We start from the raw sequence: 21105 nt of genomic DNA, 5'->3' as shown, positions 1-21105 counted from the left end.
TTACCGAACTCCAAGGAGGGAACAGTTACAGGTACCGCCGGGTTTCTGTGCCGGAGAGTGCTTGATGCGTAGACTGATCCCCCTGCTTCTTCTCGGGAGCGCGATCGCGGCCTGCAGCGGCGGCGGAGGCTCGGACGGCGGCACCGTCGTCACGCCGACGCCGACCCCCACGCCCACCACGACGCCCACGCCTTCGCCGACGGCAACCCCCACCCCGACCAGCAACGAGCCCGCCACCGGCTCCGATTTCCTCAGCTCGGTCGCCTTGCTCTACAGCGCCCAGCCGAACATCGCCGCCTGCCAGGCGGGCACGCTCAAGGCCGAGGTCGGCGCGCGCGTGCTGGCGACGCTCAACGATATCCGCGCACATCACCGCCTGCCCGCCGTCACCTATGCCTCGGCCGACGAGCCCGCCGTCCAGCAATCGGCGCTGATGATGGCCGCCAATGGCGCGCTCAGCCATTTCCCGCCAAGCAGCTGGAACTGCTACACCAGCGCTGGCGCCACCGCGGCAGGGCAGAGCAACATCTATCTGGGCACGGGCGGGCTGCGCTATTCGCAGGATGCCGACATCCTGATCGGCTGGCTCACCGACACCAACAACATCACCGCGAACAATATCGGCCATCGCCGCTGGCTGCTCTACCCCTTCCTCTCGACCATCGCCTATGGCCGCGTCGCCGGAGTGTGGCAGACGAATAACCGGGCCGACGGCGCCTCGATCAAGGTGATCAATTCCACCCAGAACACCGCCGGTCCGCTGCCCGACTATGTCGCCTATCCGTTCGAGGATTACCCGGCGCGCTATTTCGAGAACGGGGCGCTGCTCTCCTTCGGGGTGATCGCCAACAAGAGCTCGAACTTCGGCTCCAACCAGCAGGTCAATTTCTCGGGTGCGACGATCGCCGTCCGCGTCCGCGGCGGCGCGGCGCTCACCGTGTCGAACATCTCGTTCGACAATGAAGGCTATGGCCTGCCCAACAACCTGCAATGGAGCGTGTCCGGGCTCGCGGCGAACACGACCTATGACGTGACGATCAGCAACGTCGTCGTTGGCGGCGCCGCGCGCAACTACAGCTATTATTTCCGGCTGGTGCCCTGAGGGAAACCGTATCCCGCTTATGTCTAGACAAAAAGGCCGGAGCTCCCTGGGAGCCCCGGCCTTTCCGTTTTGAAGGGTGGAGGCGTGACCGATCTGCGTTGCCCCGCTCTCAGCTCCTCCACCCCGCCCGCCCCTGAAAGGAGCGGGATTACAGCCTGTTAGCCCTCCAGCGTGCGCATCAGCGTGCGCACGGCGGTGTCGATCTCCACGTCCTTGGCGCGCAAATCCTCGATGCGCTTCACCGCGTGGATCACGGTCGAATGGTCGCGATTGCCGAACTTCCGCCCGATCTCCGGCAGCGAGCGCGTGGTCAGCCGCTTGGCCAGATACATCGCGATCTGGCGCGGCCGGGCGATCGCCACGGCGCGGCGCTCGGAGATCAGGTCGATCTGCTTCACCTCGAAATGCGCCGAGACCGCGCGCTGGATCTCGTCGATCGTGATTCGGCGCTGGGCCGAGCGCAGCACTTCGCCGAGCACATTGGTGGCGAAGTCGATCGTGATCACTTCGCTGTTGAGCTGGGCATAGGCGACCAGACGGTTGAGCGCACCCTCGAGCTCGCGGACATTGGTGGTGATTCGCGCGGCGAGCAGGTCCATCACCTCGTGCGGCATGCTCACCGCCGGCATGTCGAGCAGCTTGCGGCCGACGATCGCGCGGCGCAGTTCGAGCTCGGCCGGCTTGATGTCGGCGACCAGGCCCGAGCCGAGACGGCCGGCCAGGCGCGGCTCGAAGCCCTCGAGCGCCTGGGGCGCACGATCGGCGGCGATCACGAGTCGCTTGCCCGAGGACATGAACTCGTTGACCGTGTGGAAGAATTCCTGCTGCGTCGCGTCCTTGCCGCCGATGAACTGCAGGTCGTCGATCATCAGCAGATCGACCGAGCGCAGCCGCGCCTTGAACGCGTGGGTGTCCTTGTTGCGCAATGCCTGCACGAACTCGAACATGAAGCGCTCGGCGGTCACGTAGATCGCGGTCGCTTCCGGATTCGCATCCAGGAACGCATGACCGATCGCGTACATCAGGTGCGTCTTGCCCTGGCCCGTGCCGGCATGGAGGTAGAGCGGGCTGAACTGCGGCGCGCCCGGCTGCGCCATCGCCTTGGCGGCGTTGCAGGCGACGCGGTTGGTCGCGTCGATGACGAATCGCTCGAAGGTGAAGCGCTGGTCGAACTGCGGGCGCTCGACCGCGGCGGCCGCCACCGGCGCCGAATCGGCAACCGGCGCCGCCGGTGCCGCGCTCAGGACGCGCTTGGGCTCTTCCGCCACCGTTTCGATCGACACGGCGCGCACCGCCGGGATCTGGCCCCGGAACTCGAGCAGCAGCCGCTCGGCATAGTGGTTCTTCACCCACTGCGTCATGAACGCCGAGGGCAGGCCAAGACGGACCACATCGGCATTGCTGCCTTCGATCAGGACGACCGGCTTGAGCCACTGGTCGAACAGGCGCTGGCCCGCAGAGCGCCGCAGATTAGCGCGCACATGCGACCAAGCCTTGGCAACCGCAGCTTCCATTCCGTCCCGATCCAAGGCCTGAACCTGAGTCACCCTGACGCACCCCTCCTTCGCGGGAAGCAGCTGCATCCCGCGCGCCAATTCAATCCGACAAGAGGCCCCCCGACACCGGACATCCCCGGTCCCTGTGTAGAGGGCTTCGCTAACACCCCGGCGAGAGCTCGCCTGGGAGGTCTGTTTTAGGAACCCCTTTCTGAGTCGATCAAGGGGGTCGGCTGTAAAGATACTGAAATAGTTTTGTTGACTCGCCGTAACCCACGGAAAACCGTGGGCACTATCTAACAAACCCATGAAAACACTGGCTTCTTCAGATTATTGCAAGTCCAAGACACTGCGACTCGCGCGAATCTCAGGGTTCCAGAACACTAACCACGATTCGTTCCGCAAGCCCTTTCGGACACGACAAAAACCCCGCGGAACCGGGGTCCCGCGGGGCTTTGTTACGGAAAAGTTACGGTTATGCCAGCGCTTCGACGCGCTTGTTCAGACGCGCGAACTTGCGCGAAGCCGTATTCTTGTGAAGCACGCCCTTGGCAACGCCGCGGGCCATTTCCGGCTGCGCAGCGGCGAGCGCGGCAGCAGCCGCAGTCTTGTCGCCGGCCTCAAGGGCCGACTCGACCTTCTTCACGAAGGTGCGGATACGGCTCACGCGGGTGCCGTTGATCTCCGCGCGGCGCGCATTGCGCCGGATACGCTTCTTCGCTTGCGGCGTATTCGCCATGCCGTGTCGTTCCTAGCTCGAAATGTTTAGGGCGCGGGGAACATGCCGCCACGCCCGGAAAGACGGGCCCCTTAACCCCACAGGTGATTCGGGTCAACCGTCTTGCGCGCATCCCGAGCCAAGTCCGTCATCCCGGCGAAAGCCGGGATCTCAGGCGAAGGCGCGGGGCAGGAGCCGCACGAGATCCCGGCTTTCGCCGGGATGACGGCTCCCTTTCATTTCTGGCACCGCGGGCACCAGAAGGTCGACCTGCCCGAATCGACACGCCGCTCGACCAGCCCGCCACAACCGCACGGCTCGCCTTCCCGCCCATAGACCCGCCATTCCTTGGCGAAATAGCCAAGCTCGCCGTCGGGCTGCGCATAATCGCGAATCGTCGAGCCGCCGGCCGCGATCGCGCTCTCCAGCACGTCGCGAATCGCCATGACCAATTTCTCCAGCCGTGCCCTGCTGATCGTTCCGGCTTCCCGGACCGGCGAGATGCGCGCGATATAGAGCGCCTCGCACACATAGATGTTGCCCAGCCCCGCCACCACGCGCTGGTCGAGCAGCAGCGCCTTCACCGGCGCCACTCGGTCCTTGAACATCCGCGCGAGATGCGCGGCGTTGAAGTCCGGCCCCAGCGGCTCAGGCCCCAGCGCGACGAAGGACGGCCAGGCGGCCAGCTCGGCGGTCGGCACCAGGTCGACCGAGCCGAATCGCCGCGGATCGTTGAGCGCCAGCCGGTGATGCTGCGTCTCCAGCACCATATGATCATGCTTGCCGATCTCGCCCGGATCGATCCGCCAGCGCCCGGACATGCCGAGATGGAAGATCAGCGTGTCGCCGCGATTCGTCTCGATCAGCCCGTATTTCGCCCGCCGGCCCATGGCTGTCACGGTCGCGCCGGTCAGCCGCTGGCCCAATCCCTCCGGAAAGGGCCGGCGCAAATCGCCGCGGTGCAGGGTGACGCGCGTGATCGTCTCGCCCTTGAGCACGGGCTCCAGCCCGCGGACGGTGGTCTCTACTTCGGGGAGTTCTGGCATGGCGCTTCCCTAACGCGCCAAGCCCCGCTTCGTCATCCCCCGCCCTTCCCCTCCGTCATCCCCGCGAAGGTGGGGATCCAGAGTCACCAAGGACATGGCTCTGTTACCCTGGATCCCCGCCTTCGCGGGGATGACGAGTTTAAAGGCGATGACGTGGGAAATTTCCAACGCTAGAGCCGCTCGCATGACCGACACCGTCTCCTTCGGCTACGAAGACGTGGCCCCCGAGGAAAAGACCCGCCGCGTCGGCGAGGTCTTCTCCAGCGTCGCGGCCAAATACGACCTGATGAACGATGCCATGTCGGGCGGCCTGCACCGCCTGTGGAAGGACAAGTTCGTCCGCCGGGTGAAGCCACGCGAAGGCGAGCATATCCTCGACATGGCCGGCGGCACCGGCGACATCGCCTTCCGCATGGCCCCTTCGGGCGCGGCGATCACCGTCGCCGACATCAATCCCGAGATGCTCGCCGTCGGCGTCGAGCGCGCCGCCGAGCGCGGGATCGACGGGCTGGTGTGGAGCGAGGCCAATGCCGAGACGCTGCAATGGCCCGACAAGTTCTTCGACGCCTACACCATCGCCTTCGGCATCCGGAACGTCACCGACATCCCCAAGGCGCTCCGCGAGGCGCACCGCGTATTGAAGCGCGGCGGCCGGCTGTTCGTGCTGGAGTTCTCGACCACCCAATGGCCGGGCTTCGCCGAGGTGTACGACGCCTATTCGCACAAGCTCGTCCCCAAGCTCGGCCAGATGCTGGCGGGCGATGCGGACAGCTATCGCTACCTGATCGAATCGATCCGCCGCTTCCCGAAGATGCCCGAGTTCGAGCGGATGATCCGCGAGGCCGGCTTCACCCAGACCAAGGTCGAGCCGCTGCTCGGCGGGCTGGTCGCGATCCATTCGGGCTGGAAGATTTGATGGCTTCTCTTCTTCTGCTCCCCTTCCGCTTGCGGGAGGGGTCGGGGGAGGGCCTGAGAAAAAGCCCGGCCCGTCATTGCTTCCCCTCCCCTAGCCCCTCCCGCAAGCGGAAGGGGAACAGGTGACCGCCCCCGCCATCCACCTCTGGCGCCTGCTCAAATGGGGCCGCATCCTCGCGCGCCACGGCGCGCTGCGCGGTATCGAGCAGGATCCGCACACGCCCAGGCCCGTGCGCCGCGTGGCGCGCATCGCCCGCTTCGGCGCGCGCGTGCCCAGGGTTCCGCATTATGCCGATGCCTTCCAGGCGATCGGCCCCGCCGCGATCAAGCTCGGCCAGACGCTCGCCACTCGCCCCGACCTGGTCGGCGACGAGGCCGCACATGACCTGCTCCGCCTGCAGGACGCGCTGCCGCCGCTCCCCTTCCCGGTGATCCGCCAGCGGATCGAGGGCAGCTTCGGCCGCCCGCTCGAGACCTTCTTCGCCGAGTTCGACGAGCATCCCGTCGGCGCCGCCTCGATCGCGCAGGTCCACCGCGCGGTCACCACCGACGGCCGCCAGGTCGCGGTGAAGGTGCTGCGCCCGGGCATCGAGACCGAGTTCGCCAAGGCGATCGACACCTATGAATGGGCCGCCGCCCAGGTCGAGGCGATGGGTGGTGAGGCCTCGCGCCTGCGCCCGCGCCTGGTGATCGAGACGTTCAAGCGCTGGACCGCGCGCGAGCTCGACTTGCGCCGCGAAGCCGCCTCCGCCTCGGAGCTGGCCGAGGGCATGCAGGCCGAGCCGGACTTCATGGTCCCGCAGATCGACTGGCAGCGCACCACCGGCAAGGTGATGACGCTCGAGTGGATCGACGGCATCAAGCTCTCGCACCGCGACCGCATCGTCGCCGCCGGCCATGACCCGAGCCTCCTCGCCAGCCGGCTGATCAAGGCGTTCCTGCGCCAGGCGATTGCTGAGGGCTTCTTCCATGCCGACATGCACCAGGGGAATTTGTTCGCGCTCCCCGACGGCCGCATCGCCGCGATCGACTTCGGCATCATGGGACGGATCGACCGGCGCGCCCGCGTCTGGCTCGCCGAGATCCTCTACGGGCTGATCACCGGCAACTACAAGCGCGTCGCCGAGATCCATTTCGAGGCGGGCTATGTCCCGCCGCACCACAATGTCGCCGAGTTCGCCACCGCGCTGCGTGCCGTGGGCGAGCCGATGCGCGGCCTGCCGGTCAAGGACATGTCGATGGGCGCGATGCTCGACGGCCTGTTCTCGATCACGCGCGACTTCGACATGCAGACCCAGCCGCACCTCCTGCTGCTCCAGAAGACGATGGTGATGGTCGAGGGTGTGGCGCGCACGCTCGATCCCGACATCAATCTGTGGGACGTCTCGGCCCCGTTCGTGCGCGAATGGATCCGCACCGAGCTCGGCCCCGAGGCCAAGATCGCCGACCGGCTGGTCGAGGATATCCGCACGCTTGCCCGCCTGCCCGACCTGATCCGCAACATCGAGCTGCGCTTCCCCGCCCCCGGGGGCGCCCCGCCCGCGCCGCCGCTCAAGGAGATCGAGCGGATCCGCGTCGTCGGCGGCTGGCGCTATGCGGCGGTGGCGGTGCTCTCGGGCGCGGTCGGCGCGGCGATCATGATGTATTTGCTGTCGTGAAGCTGCCCGCGGTCCAGTGGCTGGCCGAGCCGACGCGCTTCGCTGCGCTGAACCGCGGCCGTGCCCGGATCGCGCTCGCCCTTCTCGGCCTGTTCCTGCTGCTCTCGCTGACCGCTTTGGTCACCGCCGGCCCGCCCTCGGTGAGCGGCGATCCGGCCAAGCGCGCCGACGACCAGAGCGACGTCGTCCTCTATGAGAGCATCGTCGCCGGCGTCGCGCATGGCGGCAATTACTATGCCGTCACCGCCGACGCGCTGCGTGCCGGCAATTATCCGCTGCGCCCCTTCGTCACCTTCCGCTTGCCCGGCCTGGCCACGCTCGAGGCGCACCTCCCGCGCCTGGCTATCCTTGGCCTGCTCTATGCCCTGGTCGCCTCGGTCTTCGCCGTCTGGGCGATGAAGCTGCGCAAGGGGATGACGCGCTGGCCGCCGGTGGCGATCGGCCTCACCTTGCTCGCCGGCGGGCTGATGGCCTTCGTCCAGCCCGATCTCTGGGCGTTCCACGAGATTTGGGCGGGCCTGCTCGTCGCCCTCGCCCTCGGCATCCGCCGGCCCGGCCGCTGGATCGAGGCGGTCGGCATCGCGCTGATCGCCATGCTGATCCGCGAGACCGCCGCGCTGTTCGCCCTGGTCATGCTCGCCACCGCCTGGTTCGAGGGCCAGCGCCGCGAGGCGATCGGCTGGGCGGTCGCGCTGGCCTGTCTCGCCGTCGCGCTCGGCTTCCACGCCCATGCCGTCGGCCAGGTCACCAATGCCGCCGATCCCGTCTCGCCCGGTTGGGCGGGGCTGCACGGCTATGGCTTCTTCGCCAAGGCGATGGTGCTGTCGAGCGCGCTCCAGCTCTTCCCGATGGCGCTGGCGGTGCTGCTCTTTACCCTCGCGCTGTTCGGCTGGGCGGGCTGGCGCGACCAGGCCGCGGGCCGCGTCTTCCTCACCCTCGCCGCCTATGGCGTCGCGCTCGGCCTGTTCGCGCGGCCCGATACCTTCTATTGGGCATTGATGGTCGCCCCGCTCTCGCTGATCGGCCTCGCCTTCGTGCCCGACGTCCTGCGCGACCTGTTCCGCCAGGCGCTCGACAGGCGCAGGATCACCGTGACAAAGGTCACACGATGAAGAAGATCCTCCTGATCGTCGGCGGCGGCATCGCTGCCTACAAGGCGTGCGAGCTGATCCGCCTGTGCCGCAAGGCCGGGATCGAAGTGAAGTGCGTGCTGACCGCCGGCGGCCAGCATTTCGTCACCCCGATGACGCTGGCGGCCCTGAGCGAGAACCAGGTCTACACCAACCTCTTCGATCTCAAGGACGAGGCCGAGATGGGCCATATCCAGCTCAGCCGCGAGGCCGATCTGGTCGTGGTCGCCCCCGCCACTGCCGACCTGCTGGCCAAGATGGCCGCCGGCATCGCCGACGATCTCGCCACCACCCTGCTGCTCGCCACCGACAAGCCGGTGCTCGCCGCCCCCGCGATGAACGTGCGCATGTGGCAGCACACCGCCACCCGCCGCAACGTCGCCACGCTGCGCGGCGACGGAGTGACGATCCTCGAGCCCGACGAGGGCCCGATGGCCTGCGGCGAATACGGCCCCGGCCGCCTGCCCGAGCCCGAGGCGATCCTGCGGGCGATCCAGAATTTGTGGGAGGGGTCGGGGGAAGGCGTGGCCGCCCATACCACCGTCACGACAGCCCCTCCCCTAACCCCTCCCGCAAGCGGAAGGGGAACTCTCACCGGCAAGCACATCCTCGTCACCGCCGGCCCCACCCATGAGCCGATCGACCCGGTGCGCTACATCGCCAACCGTTCCTCGGGGAAACAGGGCTATGCCATTGCCGGCGCGCTCGCCGCGCTGGGCGCCCGCGTCACGCTCGTCTCCGGCCCCGTCACCCTCGCCACCCCGCCGGGCGTCACCCGCATCGATGTCGAGACCGCGCAGGACATGGCCAATGCCGTCGCCCAGGCGCTGCCCGCCGATGCCGCGGTGATGGTCGCCGCGGTCGGCGACTGGCATGTCGAGGCGGCCGCGCAGAAGCTCAAGAAGGAAGGCGGCGCCCCGCCCACGCTCCACCTGTCCGAGAATCCCGACATCCTCGCCATGCTCGCCGCCAGCCCGCGCCGGCCGGGGCTCGTCGTGGGCTTCGCCGCGGAAACCGAGCAGGTCGTCGATCATGCCGTCGCGAAAAGGACTCGCAAGGGCGCGGACTGGATTGTCGCCAACGATGTTTCGGGCGATGTGATGGGCGGTGAAGCCAATGCCATCCATCTCGTCACCGCCGACGGTGTCGAACACTGGGAAAGACTGCCCAAGCAAGACGTCGCCCGCCGGCTGGCGGAGCGTATCGCCGATGCGCTCTAGCCTCGCGCTGCTGCTGCTCGGCGCAAGCCTCGCCGCCTGCACGCCGCGCACCGGCACCCCCGCCGAGCCGCCCGCGCCGGCCAACAGCCTGTACAGCCAGAGCTTCGGCAACACGCCCGCCAAGCAGGTCCGCACGATGATCGTCGTGCTGCACGGCGATTCGCCGGCGGCCAAGCCGGACTATCACTACGCCTTTGCCCGCGCCGCCTCGGAAGCGGTGCCGGACAGCATCGCGGTCGCGCTGCTGCGCCCCGGCTACGAGGATCCGCAGGGCCACCGCTCGCCCGGCGAGCGTGGCGAGACCACCGGCGACAATTACACCGCCGACCGGATCAACGCCGTCGCCGCGACGATCCGCCATCTCCAGCGCCGCTATGCCCTGGCCCGCACCGTGCTGGTCGGCCATTCGGGCGGTGCCGCGATCGCCGCCGATCTCGCCGCGACGCATCCCGGTCTGGTCGACGGCATCGTCCTCGTCTCCTGCCCCTGCGCCCTGCCCGAGTGGCGCAAGCACATGAAGAAGGTGTCGCCGACGCCGCTCTGGGACGCCCCCGTCACCAGCCTCGATCCCGTACAGCTGGTCGGCGGCATGGCACCCAGCCTGCGTGCCGCGGTGCTGGTCGGCGCCGACGACAAGACCACGCCGGTGCGCTTCTCGCGGACCTTCGCCGAGGCGCTGTCGCTGCGCGGCATCGCCACCGACTATCGTATCATCCCCGGCAAGGACCATGAGCTGCTCGGCGATCCCGAAGTGATCTCCGCGCTCCAACGCCTTGCCGCCGCCCTTCCTGGAAAGTCCTGATGCTCGCTCCGATCCGTATCGCCCTGCAACGCCTCCCGCATGGCGAGGGCCTGCCGCTCCCCGCCTATGCCACCGCGGGCGCCGCCGGCATGGACGTGGTCGCGGCCGAGGATGTGGTGCTCGCCCCCGGCGCTCGCCATGCGGTGGCGACCGGCTTCGCGATGGCGATTCCCCTCGGCTACGAGGTCCAGGTCCGCCCGCGCTCGGGCCTCGCGCTCAAGCACGGCATCACCTGCCTCAACACCCCCGGCACGATCGACAGCGACTATCGCGGCGAGGTTAAGGTGATCCTCGCCAATCTCGGTGACGCGGCCTTCACCGTCGCGCGCGGAGACCGTATCGCACAACTCGTGCCCGCGCCGGTCCAGCACGCGGAGCTCGAGGAGGTGGGGACGCTCGACGAAACGGCGCGAGGCATCGGGGGCTTCGGATCGACGGGTACGTGAGCGGATTTTTGCTTCTTGCCGCGGCGATGCAGACATCGCCGCTCAACTGGGATGCGCTGCCGCCCCTGCCCTGGCGCGCGCCTCCCATCGTCACGCCGGACATGCAGGCCTTCGTCCAGCGTGAAGTGAAGCTGCGCAGATGCGCCACGCCCAAGCCCGGCACGCTCGAAGTCGCGGTCGCGGTGCTGGTCGACGAGAATGGCAGCATCCGCACCACCGTGCCGCGCGCCATCGCCTGCCCCTCGGTCGAGCAATATGCCGCCGCGCTCGCCGCCGGCTTCGCGCGCAACAACCTGCTCCCGCGCCCCGGCGCGACCGAGCAATGGTACCGCACGACCCTCAGCTTCACCTGGACCAGATGACTCTCTCCGACGCGGAGCTGGAGCGCTACGCCCGCCATATCGTGCTGCGCGAAATCGGCGGCGGCGGGCAGATGCGGTTGAAGGCCGCGCGCGTGCTGGTGATCGGCGCGGGCGGGATCGGCTCGCCCGCGATCGAATATCTGGCGGCGGCGGGCATCGGCACGCTCGGCGCGGTCGATGACGACCAGGTCTCGCTCTCCAACCTCCAGCGCCAGACGCTCTATGCCACCGCCGATGTCGGCCGCGCCAAGGTCGAGGCGGCCCGCGCCCGCGTCGCCGCGCTCAATCCCGAGATCGTCTTCACCGGCTTCGACCAGCGCATCGACGCACGCAACGCCGACGCCCTGATCGAGACCTTCGCGCCCGACGTCATCCTCGACGGCTGCGACAATTTCGCCACCCGGCTAGCGGTGGCCGACGCGGCGCTGCGCCATCGCACTCCCCTCGTCTCCGCCGCCGTCTCCGAGTTCGAGGGACAGCTCGGCGTCTTCCGCGGCTGGGAGAGCGACAAGCCCTGCTATCGCTGCTTCGTCGGCCATGATCCCGAGCGCCCGGGCATCAGCTGCGCCGAGCAGGGCGTGCTCGGCGCGCTCACCGGCGTGATGGGCAGCCTCGCCGCGCTCGAGACGATCCGCGCCATCGCCCCCTTCGGCGAGGACCCGGCCGGCAAGCTCCTCCTGGTGGACGCCCTCGCCTTCCGCTTCCGCACCCTCACCCTGCCGAAGGATCCGGGCTGCCCGACCTGTCACGAACCGCGTCACCAGGCCGACCGCGGCTGACGCCCCATTGGCGAACATTGGCCCCGCGCTGAAAAAATGCCAATCGAAGCGCATGTCCATGCTGGATACCGACGCGCTTCTTCGCATTGCACATGACGCGGCAGAGGCCGGCGATTTCGATCGCGCGCGGCAATGCTATGAGAGCGGCGCTGCCCTTGGCTGCGCCCTGAGCCTCCAGTCCCTGGGCTATATGTATGATGTCGGCGAAGGCGTGACCGCCGACAAGGCTTTGGCGATGAAGCTCTATCGGAAAGCCTGGAAGCGCGGCAGTCACGCGGCCGCGACCAACATCGCGATACTCTATCGCGAGATGGGCAGGAAGCGGACCATGTTCCGCTGGTATGAGCGGGTCGCCCGCGCAGGCGACGGCAGCGCGCAGCTCGATATGGCGAAATGCTATCTGAGCGGCACAGGCCTCGGGAAGGACATTCAGGCTGCACTGCGATGCCTCGCCGCCGCGAACGCTTCCTACTACATTACCGAATACGAACGTGAGGAAGCGCAAGCGCTGCTCGCGACGCTGAAACCCGCGATCCTTTGAACGGCAGCGGAGCATCCGATCGCAGAGGCCCGCGATTTGCTGCGCCCTGAAGCGAGAAACTGGACTTCGCCCCCTGCTTGGGGCACCTGCCCCGCCATGACCCGCGTCCTCGTCACCGGCTCGGCCGGCTTCATCGGCTTCCACACCGCCAGCAAGTTGCTCCAGCGCGGCGCCACCGTGCTCGGGGTCGACAATTTCAGCGACTATTATGATCCGGCGCTGAAGGAAGCCCGCAACGACGTGCTGTCGAACCACCCGAACTTCCGGGTGGCCCGCGTCTCGATCGACAATATGGAGGCGTTCGGCGCCGCCTGGGCCGAGTTCCAGCCCGATGTGGTGATCCACCTCGCCGCCCAGGCCGGCGTGCGCTATTCGATCGACAATCCGGAAAGCTATGTCGCGGCCAATCTGATCGGCACCTTCAACGTGCTCGAGCTGGCCCGCCGTCACAAGACCGGCCATCTGCTCGCCGCCTCGACCAGCTCGGTCTATGGCGCCAATACCGACATGCCGTTCACCGAGACGCAGCGGACCGCCACCCCGATGAGCTTCTACGCCGCCACCAAGGGCGCGACCGAGCTGATGGGGCACAGCTACGCGCATCTCTACAAGACGCCGATGACCTTCTTCCGCTTCTTCACGGTCTATGGCCCGTGGGGCCGGCCGGACATGGCGCTGTTCAAGTTCACCCGCGGCATCCTCGCCGGCGAACCGATCGACATCTACAATAACGGCCAGATGGTCCGCGACTTCACCTATGTCGAGGACCTGGCCGAATCGATCGTGCGGCTGACCGAGGCGGTACCGGGCAGCGTACCGGTCGAGGGCGACAGCCTCTCCCCCGTCGCGCCGTTCCGCGTGGTCAATATCGGTGCCGGCCAGCAGACCCAGCTGATGGACTATATCGCCGAGATCGAGCGCGCGCTCGGCAAGGAAGCGATCCGGAACTTCATGCCGATGCAACAGGGCGACGTGCCGGCCACCGAGGCCAGCTCGGCGCTGCTCAAGAACCTGACCGGCTACGCCCCGTCCACTCCGCCCAGCCAGGGCGTACCGGCGTTCGTGACCTGGTATCGCGAGCATTATCAAGGCTAAGGGCGGATCGACGTTCGGCTCATTCTGTTCCCCGGCGAAAGCCGGGGCCCAGGGTTTCTCTGGGGAACCGCCAAACCAATCACTGCATCCGAATGTCGATACAAACTAGGCCATAGGCTCACGATACGGCCTGTCGGCTTTCGCCCCAATTTGCTGACACTGCTTCTGTCGTTCGCAGATGACCAGCTTTGGGCCGTGAGCGGGCTTTCCGCTTTCAGCGGTCGCATCCGTCAAAGCAGACATGGATTGGCGAACGCGCAAGGGGCCGCCGTTGGGCCGATTTCTGACTCGCGGCTTTCAACGGATCGTTCGGATAGGCCGACTGTCCGCTTACCCCTGCGCGAGCGCGCCGCGCTCGAACAAGTTTTCTGGAGCCGCTCGTCGGTGGGTTCTGGTCGTCTTTCCGGGAACAATGACCGGCACATGGCCGATCAAATCAGGATGTCCGACAGGTCGAGGCCGACCACGTTCATCACCTTGATGAAACCCCCGTTGAAATACAGTTCGGCATTGCCATCGACATAATAGATCTGGAGGCCGCCATTGTCGGGATTCCCGGCCTCCGTTCCGCGCAGATCGATCACGTCGTTGTCGCCCGGCTCCTGTCCGAAATCCCAGATGATGTCCGAACCTGAAAGACCGTTGAACACGAAGCGATCATCGCCGCCCCCGCCCCAAAACTCGTCATTCCCCGCACCCCCGTCGAGCGAGTCGCTGCCGCCTGCAGCCACGCCGTCCCCCGATGCACCGTCGCCGTAAAGCTTGTCGTTACCGCGGCCGCCTTTGAGCACGTCGTTTCCGCCGTGCCCGCCAAAGGCGATCACCGCGGCATCGCCGTAAAGCGTGTCGTCGCCGTCGCCGCCGGAGAGGCGGTCATTGGCGCCACGGCTGCCGGCGCCTATGGCGCTGACATCGCCATAGAGCGTGTCATTGCCGAGCTCACCGTAGAGCGCATCGCTCTGCCAGCCGCCGAAGATCGCGTCGTCACCCGCGCCGCCATAGAGCGAATCCTCTCCCTTGTCGCCAAGCACCAGATCCGCGCCAAAGCCGGCGAAGATCGCATCCGCCCCCTTGCCGCCGCTGATCTGATCGTCCCCGAAGCCGCCGGTGAGTCGGTCATTGCCGCCGGTGCCGGCGATTGTGTCCGATGGCGGCGGGCCGTCCACTGCGAAAAGTTGCACCTTGATCCCGCCGTCCGATCCGATAGCGCCCTCGTCGCCCGTCCATGCAACCGCGAAGCGATCACCACCCAGGCTGGTGACGCTCGGCCCCTCCGCGTTGATGGAAGAAGGCGCGTTGACCTGGAATTCTTCGTCCAGGCGCGCACCCTCCGTGTCGAACACCTGCGCGCGGATCGTCGCAGTTGGCGCGGGAACGCCAGGCGATTCCGCGCCGTCCTGCCAGACCACAACAAAGCGCCCGTCGGAGAGTGCGGCGACATCAGGGTTATACTGGTCGGCCGCAATCTCGCTGTTCACGGTGAAGGTGTCACCGATTGGCTGGCCGTTGGGATCGAAGATACGTGCCCTGACCTCGGAGCCAGGGTCGTTCACCGGATCGCTACCGAACTCCCCATCTCGCCAGACCACGACGAAATTGCCGTTGGACAGCAGTGCGATCGAAGGATCCGGCCTTCCGCCTGCTGCCTCGCCAATTTCGAACGGAGTGACGCCCTGTCCGTCGCGCTGGCGGATCTGGCCGTAAAAGACGGTCTCGCCGCCCTCCATCGCGTGCTCTTCGTCCCTGTAACCGTACCAGGTTACGACGAAACTTGTGTTGGACAGGGTGGCGACTGCCTTGGTGTCGACGCTGCTGTCCCAGCCATATGAAAAGTTGGACCACACTGCACCCGTGGGCGACCGCACTTCGCCCTCGCCATTATTTTCGCCGCTCCACACCGTCACGACGCCGCCATCGGGGAAGGAGGCGACTTGCGGGTTGCGATGATAATAGTCGTAATCAGTCAGATACTCAGGTCCTACCGGTGCACCATTCACGTCAAGATACTGCGTGTTCACCGATGTACCCGGCAGGCTATTTTCCTCACCACTGCTATAGGCGACTACGAAGCTGCCATCAGGCCGCGCCATCACGGTCGGACTGAACTGTGCATCGGCAGTGATCGTGTTGACACGAAATTCCTCGGCGATCGCGTGTCCCGGCAACAGGGCTCGCGCCTGGATCTCGAAATCAAGATCATTCGTATCATCGGGCCGGAATTCGCTGCGCCAGACAATGGTGAAGCCGCCGTCAGCAGTACCCGCGATGTCGGCTGAATTTTGTGTTCCGTAGGTATTGCCGGTATTAACGAGGAACTCGCTGCCAATCCTGAATGGCATAACCCTCACTCCTGTTTCCGCCGGCCGCCAGTGCGTGGTCCGGCACCGCGCTCCCGGATCAGAACAGTGCTCAGCCTTCTTATCGGGTTCGTGCGCGCTTTGGCAGAAGCGTCGGCCATGAATGAGCCACACCGCCCGCTTTTCGGGATCGGTCAAGCATTAGGTAGTGTCGCGCCAACGGCAGCTAACCACCCGATTGCTGCCGCCTGTCGCGGTGTGAACGAACGACCGCTTGTGGGAGATTGAGCCGGCGCTCCGAACGGCGGCTTAGGGCGCAAAGCTGCCTCGGCCGCTTGATCTATCCTACGTCCGCCAGCCACCCGAATCGCGCCCGTTCAGTCCTCGTCCCGAAGGCGGTCGTCTATGTGTTCGCGACCCAAGCCGAGCCCGGTGAGGACAATCTTCGCACGCGACACCGCCTGAGGCGCGCCACTTCGCAGCCGCCCTCATTCATCCGGTGCCCTCCCCACCCGCAACCATGCTTGCAAAATAGCACGACCGTTCGTACTAAATCCGCATGAAAGCAGAGACGACTCGAACCCGGGTGATCGAAGAAGGGCTGCAGACGCTGAGCCAGGGCGGGCTTGCGGCCGTCACCATCGGGCGGCTGGCGGAGGCGACCGGCCTGTCCAAGAGCGGGCTGTTCGCCCATTTCCGGTCGCGCGAGGCGCTGGAGCTCGCCCTGCTCGATGAAACCGTCCGGCTGGCGTGGCGCAATGTCGTCGAGCCGGCGATGCGCAATCCCGAGGGGCTGCCGCGACTGATGGCGCTGGTCGGCCTGTGGTTCGGCTGGTCGTCGCGCGCCGGCCTGCGCGGCGGCTGTCCCGTCGCCGCCGCGATGTTCGAGCTCGACGACACGCCCGGCGTGGTGCGCGACCGCGTCGCCGAGCTGGACGAGGAATGGCGGCGGCTGCTCCATGCGCAGGTCCGCCAGGCGATCGATCTCGGCCATCTCCATGCGGATACCGATGCCGATCAGGTCGTGTGGGAACTGCGCGGCATCTATCTCGCGCACCACAGCACGATGCGCTTCCAGCGCGACCCGGATGCCGATCGGCGCGCCCAGACCGCGCTCGTCGCACTGCTCCAGCGCTGCGGCGCCGATCCCGCCAATCTCTAGTGCCGGAATCCCACCCCATGCCGCAGCAACCGCCCTCGGCCGTCGCCGAGGATCTCGCCCAGATAAGGCGGCTGCGCCTGGCCTCGTTCGTCGAAGCCACCACGCTCCTGGTCCTGGTCTTCGTCGCCGTCCCGCTCAAGCATCTGTTCGACTATCCCCTCGCGGTCCGGCTGATGGGGCCGGTGCACGGCGCCGCCTTCATCGCCTATGGCTGGTGCCTGATCACGACGGTCTCCGGCGGCGGCTGGTCGCGGGGCGAGATCGCGCGGCTGGGGTTCGCGGCCTTCCTGCCCTTTGGCGGCTTCCTCAATGCCGGGCTGCTGCGCCGCAAGCGCGCGGCCCTTGCCGAGGCGCGCGCCTGATGCCCTATCTCTGGCTGAAGGCGGTGCACGTCGCCGCCGTCCTGCTCTTCATCGGCGGCCTGTTCGCCCAGACCTTTGCCCTTGCCGCGGCGGAAGCCACCGCCCCGCTGGCGCGCTGGGACCGGCTGGCCACGGTCCCGGCGATGCTGCTCGTCTGGGTGACCGGCGCGACGATCGCCGTCGAGGCCGGCTGGTTCGCCAGCCCCTGGCTATGGGCCAAGCTCGCCTTCGTCCTCGCCCTGACTGGGCTGCACGGCATCCAGTCCGGCAAGCTGCGGCGGCTGCGTCGCGCGGGCGGTGAGCCGTCCGCAGCCACGCCGGCCCTGCGGGTCGCGGCGTTCATCGCCACAGCGGTCGCGTCGATCGCGGTGCTGGTCGTCGCCAAGCCTTTCTAGCCGCTACCTCCAGGCGCCGACGCCTTGCAATGTAGGATTTCGTCTGATTGGCTCAGACGGCCGGGCTTCCGCCCGACCGCTCTTTGACCTTGGGAATAACGCGTCCCGCGCATCGGGACGGATGACCGTTCCCGCGCGTGCATGTCGTGAACTTAGTGAACTTCCGCGGCTCAGCCGGGGCAGCGGCTCGTCATGAAATCGCGGATCGCCGGCGCGATGTCCTCGCGCTCCAGCGCCACCGCGATGTTCGCCTGGATGAAGCCGGCCTTGTCGCCGCAATCATAGCGCGTGCCCTCGAAGGTCACGCCGTGGAAGCGCTGGCCGCCGATCATCTGCGCCATCGCATCGGTCAGCTGGATCTCGCCGCCCGCGCCCTTCTCCTGCTTCTCCAGCACGCGCATCACCTCGGGCTGCAGGATGTAGCGGCCGATCACCGACAGGTTCGACGGCGCGGTGCCCGGCGCCGGCTTCTCGACCAGCCCCTTCACCTCGGTCAGCGCGCCGTCCTGCGCGCCCGGCGTGATGATGCCATAGCGGTGCGTCTGGTCGTCGGGGACGATCTCGGCGCAGATCAAATTGCCGCCGACCTGGTTGTAGGCATCGACCATCTGCTTCAGGCAGCCCGGCTTGCCGAGCATGAAGTCGTCGGCGAGCAGCACCGCGAAGGGCTCGTCGCCGACGATGTCGCGGGCGCACCACACGGCATGGCCCAGCCCCATCGGCTCCTGCTGGCGGACATAGGCGACCGCGCCCGGCTTGAGCCGGGTCGCGTCGAGGATCTCGAGCGACTTGCCGCGCGCCGACATCGTCGTCTCCAGCTCATAGGCGATGTCGAAATGGTCCTCGATCGCGCTCTTGCCGCGGCCGGTGACGAAGATCATCTGCTCGATGCCGGCTTCCAGCGCCTCGTCCACCGCGTACTGGATCAGCGGGCGATCGACCACGGGCAGCATTTCCTTGGGAAGCGCCTTGGTGGCGGGCAGGAAACGCGTACCCAGGCCGCCAACGGGAAACACGGCCTTGCGCAGGGGCTTGATGGTCATTCGGGAAACGCCTCTCCGGATCAATCGCGCGCCAATAGCGACGGCCATCGGGTTTCGCAATTATGTCGCACGCCGTAACCACCTGGTGACGGGATGGCGGATAAGGGAGCCGGAATGAACGGAACAAGCAAGCGCGTCCTGCTGATCTTCGGCACCCGTCCCGAGGCGATCAAGCTCTTCCCCGTCGTCCGCGCCCTTGCCGGCGTGCCGGGCCTCGACGTGCGCACCTGCGTCACCGCGCAGCATCGCGGGCTGCTCGACCAGGTGCTGTCGATCGCCGGCCTCACCCCCGATATCGATCTCGACCTGATGGAGCCCGGCCAGACGCTCGACCAGCTGACCGCCCGGCTGCTTACCGGCCTCGGCAAGGTGATGGACGAGGAGAAGCCCGACCGGGTGATCGTCCAGGGCGACACCGCCACCGCGATGGTCGGCGCGCTCGCGGCCTATTACCGCAAGGTGCCGGTCAGCCATGTCGAGGCGGGCCTGCGCTCGGGTGACATCTACCAGCCCTGGCCCGAGGAAGTGAACCGCCGCATCGTCGCGCCGATCGCCGACCAGCATTTCGCGCCGACCGAGACCGCAGCCGAGGCGCTGCGCCGCGAGAACATCGCGTCCGACACGATCCACGTCACCGGCAACACGGTGATCGACGCGCTGCTCGCCACCCGTGCTCGGATCGAGGCCGAGCCCGAACTGGCCTCGGGCCTCGATCCGATCGCCGCCCGCTTCGCCGGCAAGCGCATCGTCCTCGTCACCACGCATCGCCGCGAGAATTTCGGCGGCGGCATGGAAGATATCGCCCGGGCGCTCGGCCGCATCGCCGACCGCGACGACACCGCGATCCTCTTCCCGATGCATCCCAACCCGAACGTCGTCGCGGCAATGGACAAGGTGCTGGGCGACCGCGCCAATGTCGCCCGCATCGAGCCGCTCGACTATCCCCACTTCATCCGCGCGCTCGAGCTTTGCCATGTCGTGCTCAGCGATTCGGGCGGCGTGCAGGAAGAAGCCCCCGCGCTCGGCAAGCCGGTGCTGGTGATGCGCGAGACCACCGAGCGCCCCGAAGGCGTCGTCGCGGGGACGGCAAAGCTGGTCGGCACCAGCCCCGAGCGTATCGTTTCCGAAATCTCAACCCTCCTCGACGTACCCTCCGCCTATTCGGCCATGGCCCGCGCCCACAATCCGTTCGGCGACGGCCATGCCTCTGAGCGGATTGCGGGGATCGTCGCACATGGTTTCGGATTCTGAGCTCAAGGTCTGTGTTCTCGGCCTGGGCTATATCGGGCTTCCCACGGCAGCGGTGATCGCGCGTACCGGCGCCAGGGTGCTGGGCGTCGACGTGCACGAATCGGTGGTCGACACCGTGAACTCGGGCAAGGTCCATATCGAGGAGATCGACCTCGACGGCCTGGTCTCGGGCGTGGTGGCGCGCGGCAATCTGCGCGCATCGCTCCAGGTCGAGCAGGCCGATGTCTTCGTCATCGCCGTGCCCACGCCGTTCGGCGAGAATCACGCGCCGGACATCGGCTATGTGCTGAAGGCCGCGACCAATGTCGCGATCACGCTCAAGGCCGGCGACGTGGTGATCCTCGAATCGACCTCGCCGGTGGGCACCACCGAAAAGGTCGCCGAGCTGCTCGCGAAGCTCCGCCCCGACCTCAAGGTCCCCGGCCACTGCGCCGGCGTCGCCGATATCGCCATCGCCTATTGCCCGGAGCGCGTGCTGCCCGGCCGCATCCTGGTCGAGCTGATCGACAATGACCGGGTAATCGGCGGCATCACCCCGCGCTGCGCGCGCAAGGCGCTGCAATTCTACCGCCGCTTCGTGCGCGGCGCCTGCGTCACCACCACGGCCAAGGCCGCGGAGATGACCAAGCTCACCGAGAACGCCTTCCGCGACGTCAACATCGCCTTCGCCAACGAGCTGAGCCTCGTCGCCGAGAAGATGGGCGTCGATGTGTGGGAAGTGATCCGCCTCGCCAACCGCCATCCGCGCGTCAACATCCTGTCGCCGGGTCCGGGCGTCGGCGGGCACTGCATCGCCGTCGATCCCTGGTTCCTGGTCAGCGCCGCGCCCGAGCAGACTCCGCTGATCCGCACCGCCCGCGAAGTGAATGACGGCAAGACCGACTATGTAATCGGCCACGCCGCGGCGATGATCGAGTCCAACCCGGCCGCGCGCGTCGCCTGCCTGGGCCTCGCCTTCAAGGCGAACATCGACGATTTCCGCGAGAGCCCCGCGCTCAAGGTCGCCGAAGCACTGGCGAAGCGCTTCGGCGAGCGCATCCAGATCGTCGAGCCCTATGCGAACGCCCTGCCCTCCGCCTTCGATGGCACGGGTGCCGGGCTGATCGACATCGACAGCGCGATCGAGAGCTGCGGCATCTTCGTGGTCCTCGTCGATCACGACGTGTTCAAGTCGGTCCCGCTCGACGAGCGCGCCGACAAGCAGGTCTATGACACGCGCGGCATCTGGCCCGATCAGCCGCGCGCCGTGGCTGGCGAACCGCTCCGACTGGCGAGCTGAAGCCGC

21 protein-coding genes are annotated in these 21105 nt (G+C 67.2%); 16 read left to right on the top strand and 5 right to left on the bottom strand.

Annotation, left to right across the window (positions count from 1 at the left end):
* Positions 1–64 precede the first annotated feature (64 nt).
* Positions 65–1102 carry a CAP domain-containing protein gene (locus J2W22_RS11330; RefSeq protein WP_307118364.1) on the top strand — a complete coding sequence of 346 codons (1038 nt, stop codon included), beginning with the start codon at positions 65–67 and terminating at the stop codon, positions 1100–1102.
* 158 nt (positions 1103–1260) lie between these two features.
* Here the strand turns inward: J2W22_RS11330 and dnaA are convergent, their stop codons facing one another.
* From dnaA to mutM, 3 genes are all read right to left on the bottom strand, one after another.
* The gene (dnaA, locus tag J2W22_RS11325; protein ID WP_307118363.1) at positions 1261–2616 is read right to left on the bottom strand and encodes a chromosomal replication initiator protein DnaA; all 1356 of its coding nucleotides are present in this window, start codon (positions 2614–2616) and stop codon (positions 1261–1263) included.
* A gap of 457 nt (positions 2617–3073) precedes the next feature.
* The gene (gene rpsT / locus J2W22_RS11320) at positions 3074–3337 is read right to left on the bottom strand and encodes a 30S ribosomal protein S20 (RefSeq protein ID WP_183994207.1); all 264 of its coding nucleotides are present in this window, start codon (positions 3335–3337) and stop codon (positions 3074–3076) included.
* Between the two features lie 215 nt (positions 3338–3552).
* Positions 3553–4362 carry a bifunctional DNA-formamidopyrimidine glycosylase/DNA-(apurinic or apyrimidinic site) lyase gene (mutM, locus tag J2W22_RS11315; RefSeq protein WP_307118362.1) on the bottom strand — a complete coding sequence of 270 codons (810 nt, stop codon included), beginning with the start codon at positions 4360–4362 and terminating at the stop codon, positions 3553–3555.
* 184 nt (positions 4363–4546) lie between these two features.
* Between mutM and J2W22_RS11310 the strand changes: the two genes are divergently transcribed.
* From J2W22_RS11310 to J2W22_RS11265, 10 genes are all read left to right on the top strand, one after another.
* The gene (locus tag J2W22_RS11310; protein WP_307118361.1) at positions 4547–5278 is read left to right on the top strand and encodes a class I SAM-dependent methyltransferase; all 732 of its coding nucleotides are present in this window, start codon (positions 4547–4549) and stop codon (positions 5276–5278) included.
* A 121-nt stretch (positions 5279–5399) separates the two neighbouring features.
* The gene (gene ubiB, locus J2W22_RS11305) at positions 5400–6935 is read left to right on the top strand and encodes a 2-polyprenylphenol 6-hydroxylase (RefSeq protein WP_307118360.1); all 1536 of its coding nucleotides are present in this window, start codon (positions 5400–5402) and stop codon (positions 6933–6935) included.
* Positions 6932–8047 carry a hypothetical protein gene (locus J2W22_RS11300; RefSeq protein ID WP_307118359.1) on the top strand — a complete coding sequence of 372 codons (1116 nt, stop codon included), beginning with the start codon at positions 6932–6934 and terminating at the stop codon, positions 8045–8047. The genes ubiB and J2W22_RS11300 overlap by 4 nt, the downstream gene beginning before the upstream one ends.
* Entirely contained in the window at positions 8044–9285 is a 1242-nt protein-coding gene (locus J2W22_RS11295; protein ID WP_307118358.1) for a bifunctional phosphopantothenoylcysteine decarboxylase/phosphopantothenate synthase, read from the top strand. Before J2W22_RS11300 ends, J2W22_RS11295 begins: the two co-directional genes overlap by 4 nt.
* The gene (locus J2W22_RS11290; RefSeq protein WP_307118357.1) at positions 9275–10087 is read left to right on the top strand and encodes an alpha/beta hydrolase; all 813 of its coding nucleotides are present in this window, start codon (positions 9275–9277) and stop codon (positions 10085–10087) included. Before J2W22_RS11295 ends, J2W22_RS11290 begins: the two co-directional genes overlap by 11 nt.
* The gene (gene dut, locus J2W22_RS11285; RefSeq protein WP_307118356.1) at positions 10087–10533 is read left to right on the top strand and encodes a dUTP diphosphatase; all 447 of its coding nucleotides are present in this window, start codon (positions 10087–10089) and stop codon (positions 10531–10533) included. Before J2W22_RS11290 ends, dut begins: the two co-directional genes overlap by 1 nt.
* A complete protein-coding gene (locus tag J2W22_RS11280) occupies positions 10530–10895 on the top strand; it encodes a hypothetical protein (protein ID WP_307118355.1) in 366 nt (121 codons plus the stop codon). Before dut ends, J2W22_RS11280 begins: the two co-directional genes overlap by 4 nt.
* Positions 10892–11674: a HesA/MoeB/ThiF family protein gene (locus J2W22_RS11275; RefSeq protein WP_307118354.1), complete on the top strand. Its 783-nt coding sequence runs from the start codon at positions 10892–10894 to the stop codon at positions 11672–11674. The genes J2W22_RS11280 and J2W22_RS11275 overlap by 4 nt, the downstream gene beginning before the upstream one ends.
* A 7-nt stretch (positions 11675–11681) precedes the next feature.
* Entirely contained in the window at positions 11682–12215 is a 534-nt protein-coding gene (locus J2W22_RS11270) for a tetratricopeptide repeat protein (protein WP_307118353.1), read from the top strand.
* Positions 12216–12311: 96 nt separating this feature from the next.
* A complete protein-coding gene (locus J2W22_RS11265) occupies positions 12312–13310 on the top strand; it encodes an NAD-dependent epimerase/dehydratase family protein (protein ID WP_307118352.1) in 999 nt (332 codons plus the stop codon).
* A gap of 431 nt (positions 13311–13741) precedes the next feature.
* Here J2W22_RS11265 and J2W22_RS11260 read toward each other — a convergent pair whose 3' ends face one another.
* Positions 13742–15649: a calcium-binding protein gene (locus J2W22_RS11260; protein ID WP_307118351.1), complete on the bottom strand. Its 1908-nt coding sequence runs from the start codon at positions 15647–15649 to the stop codon at positions 13742–13744.
* A 517-nt stretch (positions 15650–16166) separates the two neighbouring features.
* Here J2W22_RS11260 and J2W22_RS11255 point away from each other — a divergent pair.
* From J2W22_RS11255 to J2W22_RS11245, 3 genes are read left to right on the top strand one after another with little or no spacing between them, the layout of a single operon-like run.
* The gene (locus J2W22_RS11255) at positions 16167–16769 is read left to right on the top strand and encodes a TetR/AcrR family transcriptional regulator (protein ID WP_307118350.1); all 603 of its coding nucleotides are present in this window, start codon (positions 16167–16169) and stop codon (positions 16767–16769) included.
* A 17-nt stretch (positions 16770–16786) separates the two neighbouring features.
* Positions 16787–17131: a DUF3817 domain-containing protein gene (locus J2W22_RS11250; RefSeq protein WP_307118349.1), complete on the top strand. Its 345-nt coding sequence runs from the start codon at positions 16787–16789 to the stop codon at positions 17129–17131.
* Complete coding sequence (locus J2W22_RS11245; protein ID WP_307118348.1) at positions 17131–17526, top strand: CopD family protein; 396 nt, start codon at positions 17131–17133, stop codon at positions 17524–17526. The genes J2W22_RS11250 and J2W22_RS11245 overlap by 1 nt, the downstream gene beginning before the upstream one ends.
* Positions 17527–17696: 170 nt before the next feature.
* On the opposite strand, the gene galU is transcribed toward J2W22_RS11245, so the two are convergent.
* Positions 17697–18569 carry a UTP--glucose-1-phosphate uridylyltransferase GalU gene (gene galU, locus J2W22_RS11240; protein ID WP_307118347.1) on the bottom strand — a complete coding sequence of 291 codons (873 nt, stop codon included), beginning with the start codon at positions 18567–18569 and terminating at the stop codon, positions 17697–17699.
* 114 nt (positions 18570–18683) lie between these two features.
* Between galU and wecB the strand changes: the two genes are divergently transcribed.
* Together wecB and wecC are read left to right on the top strand one after the other, a co-directional pair.
* Positions 18684–19820, top strand: coding sequence for a non-hydrolyzing UDP-N-acetylglucosamine 2-epimerase (wecB, locus tag J2W22_RS11235; protein ID WP_307118346.1), 1137 nt, complete (start codon positions 18684–18686; stop codon positions 19818–19820).
* Positions 19804–21099, top strand: coding sequence for a UDP-N-acetyl-D-mannosamine dehydrogenase (gene wecC / locus J2W22_RS11230; RefSeq protein WP_307118345.1), 1296 nt, complete (start codon positions 19804–19806; stop codon positions 21097–21099). Before wecB ends, wecC begins: the two co-directional genes overlap by 17 nt.
* The last annotated feature ends 6 nt before the right edge of the window (positions 21100–21105 follow it).

It is taken from the genome of Sphingomonas kyeonggiensis, from assembly GCF_030812785.1.
In the GTDB taxonomy this organism is placed as follows: domain Bacteria; phylum Pseudomonadota; class Alphaproteobacteria; order Sphingomonadales; family Sphingomonadaceae; genus Sphingomonas; species Sphingomonas kyeonggiensis_B.
Note: the sequence above shows the minus strand (reverse complement) of the source record. Positions and strands in the feature narration are given on the sequence as shown.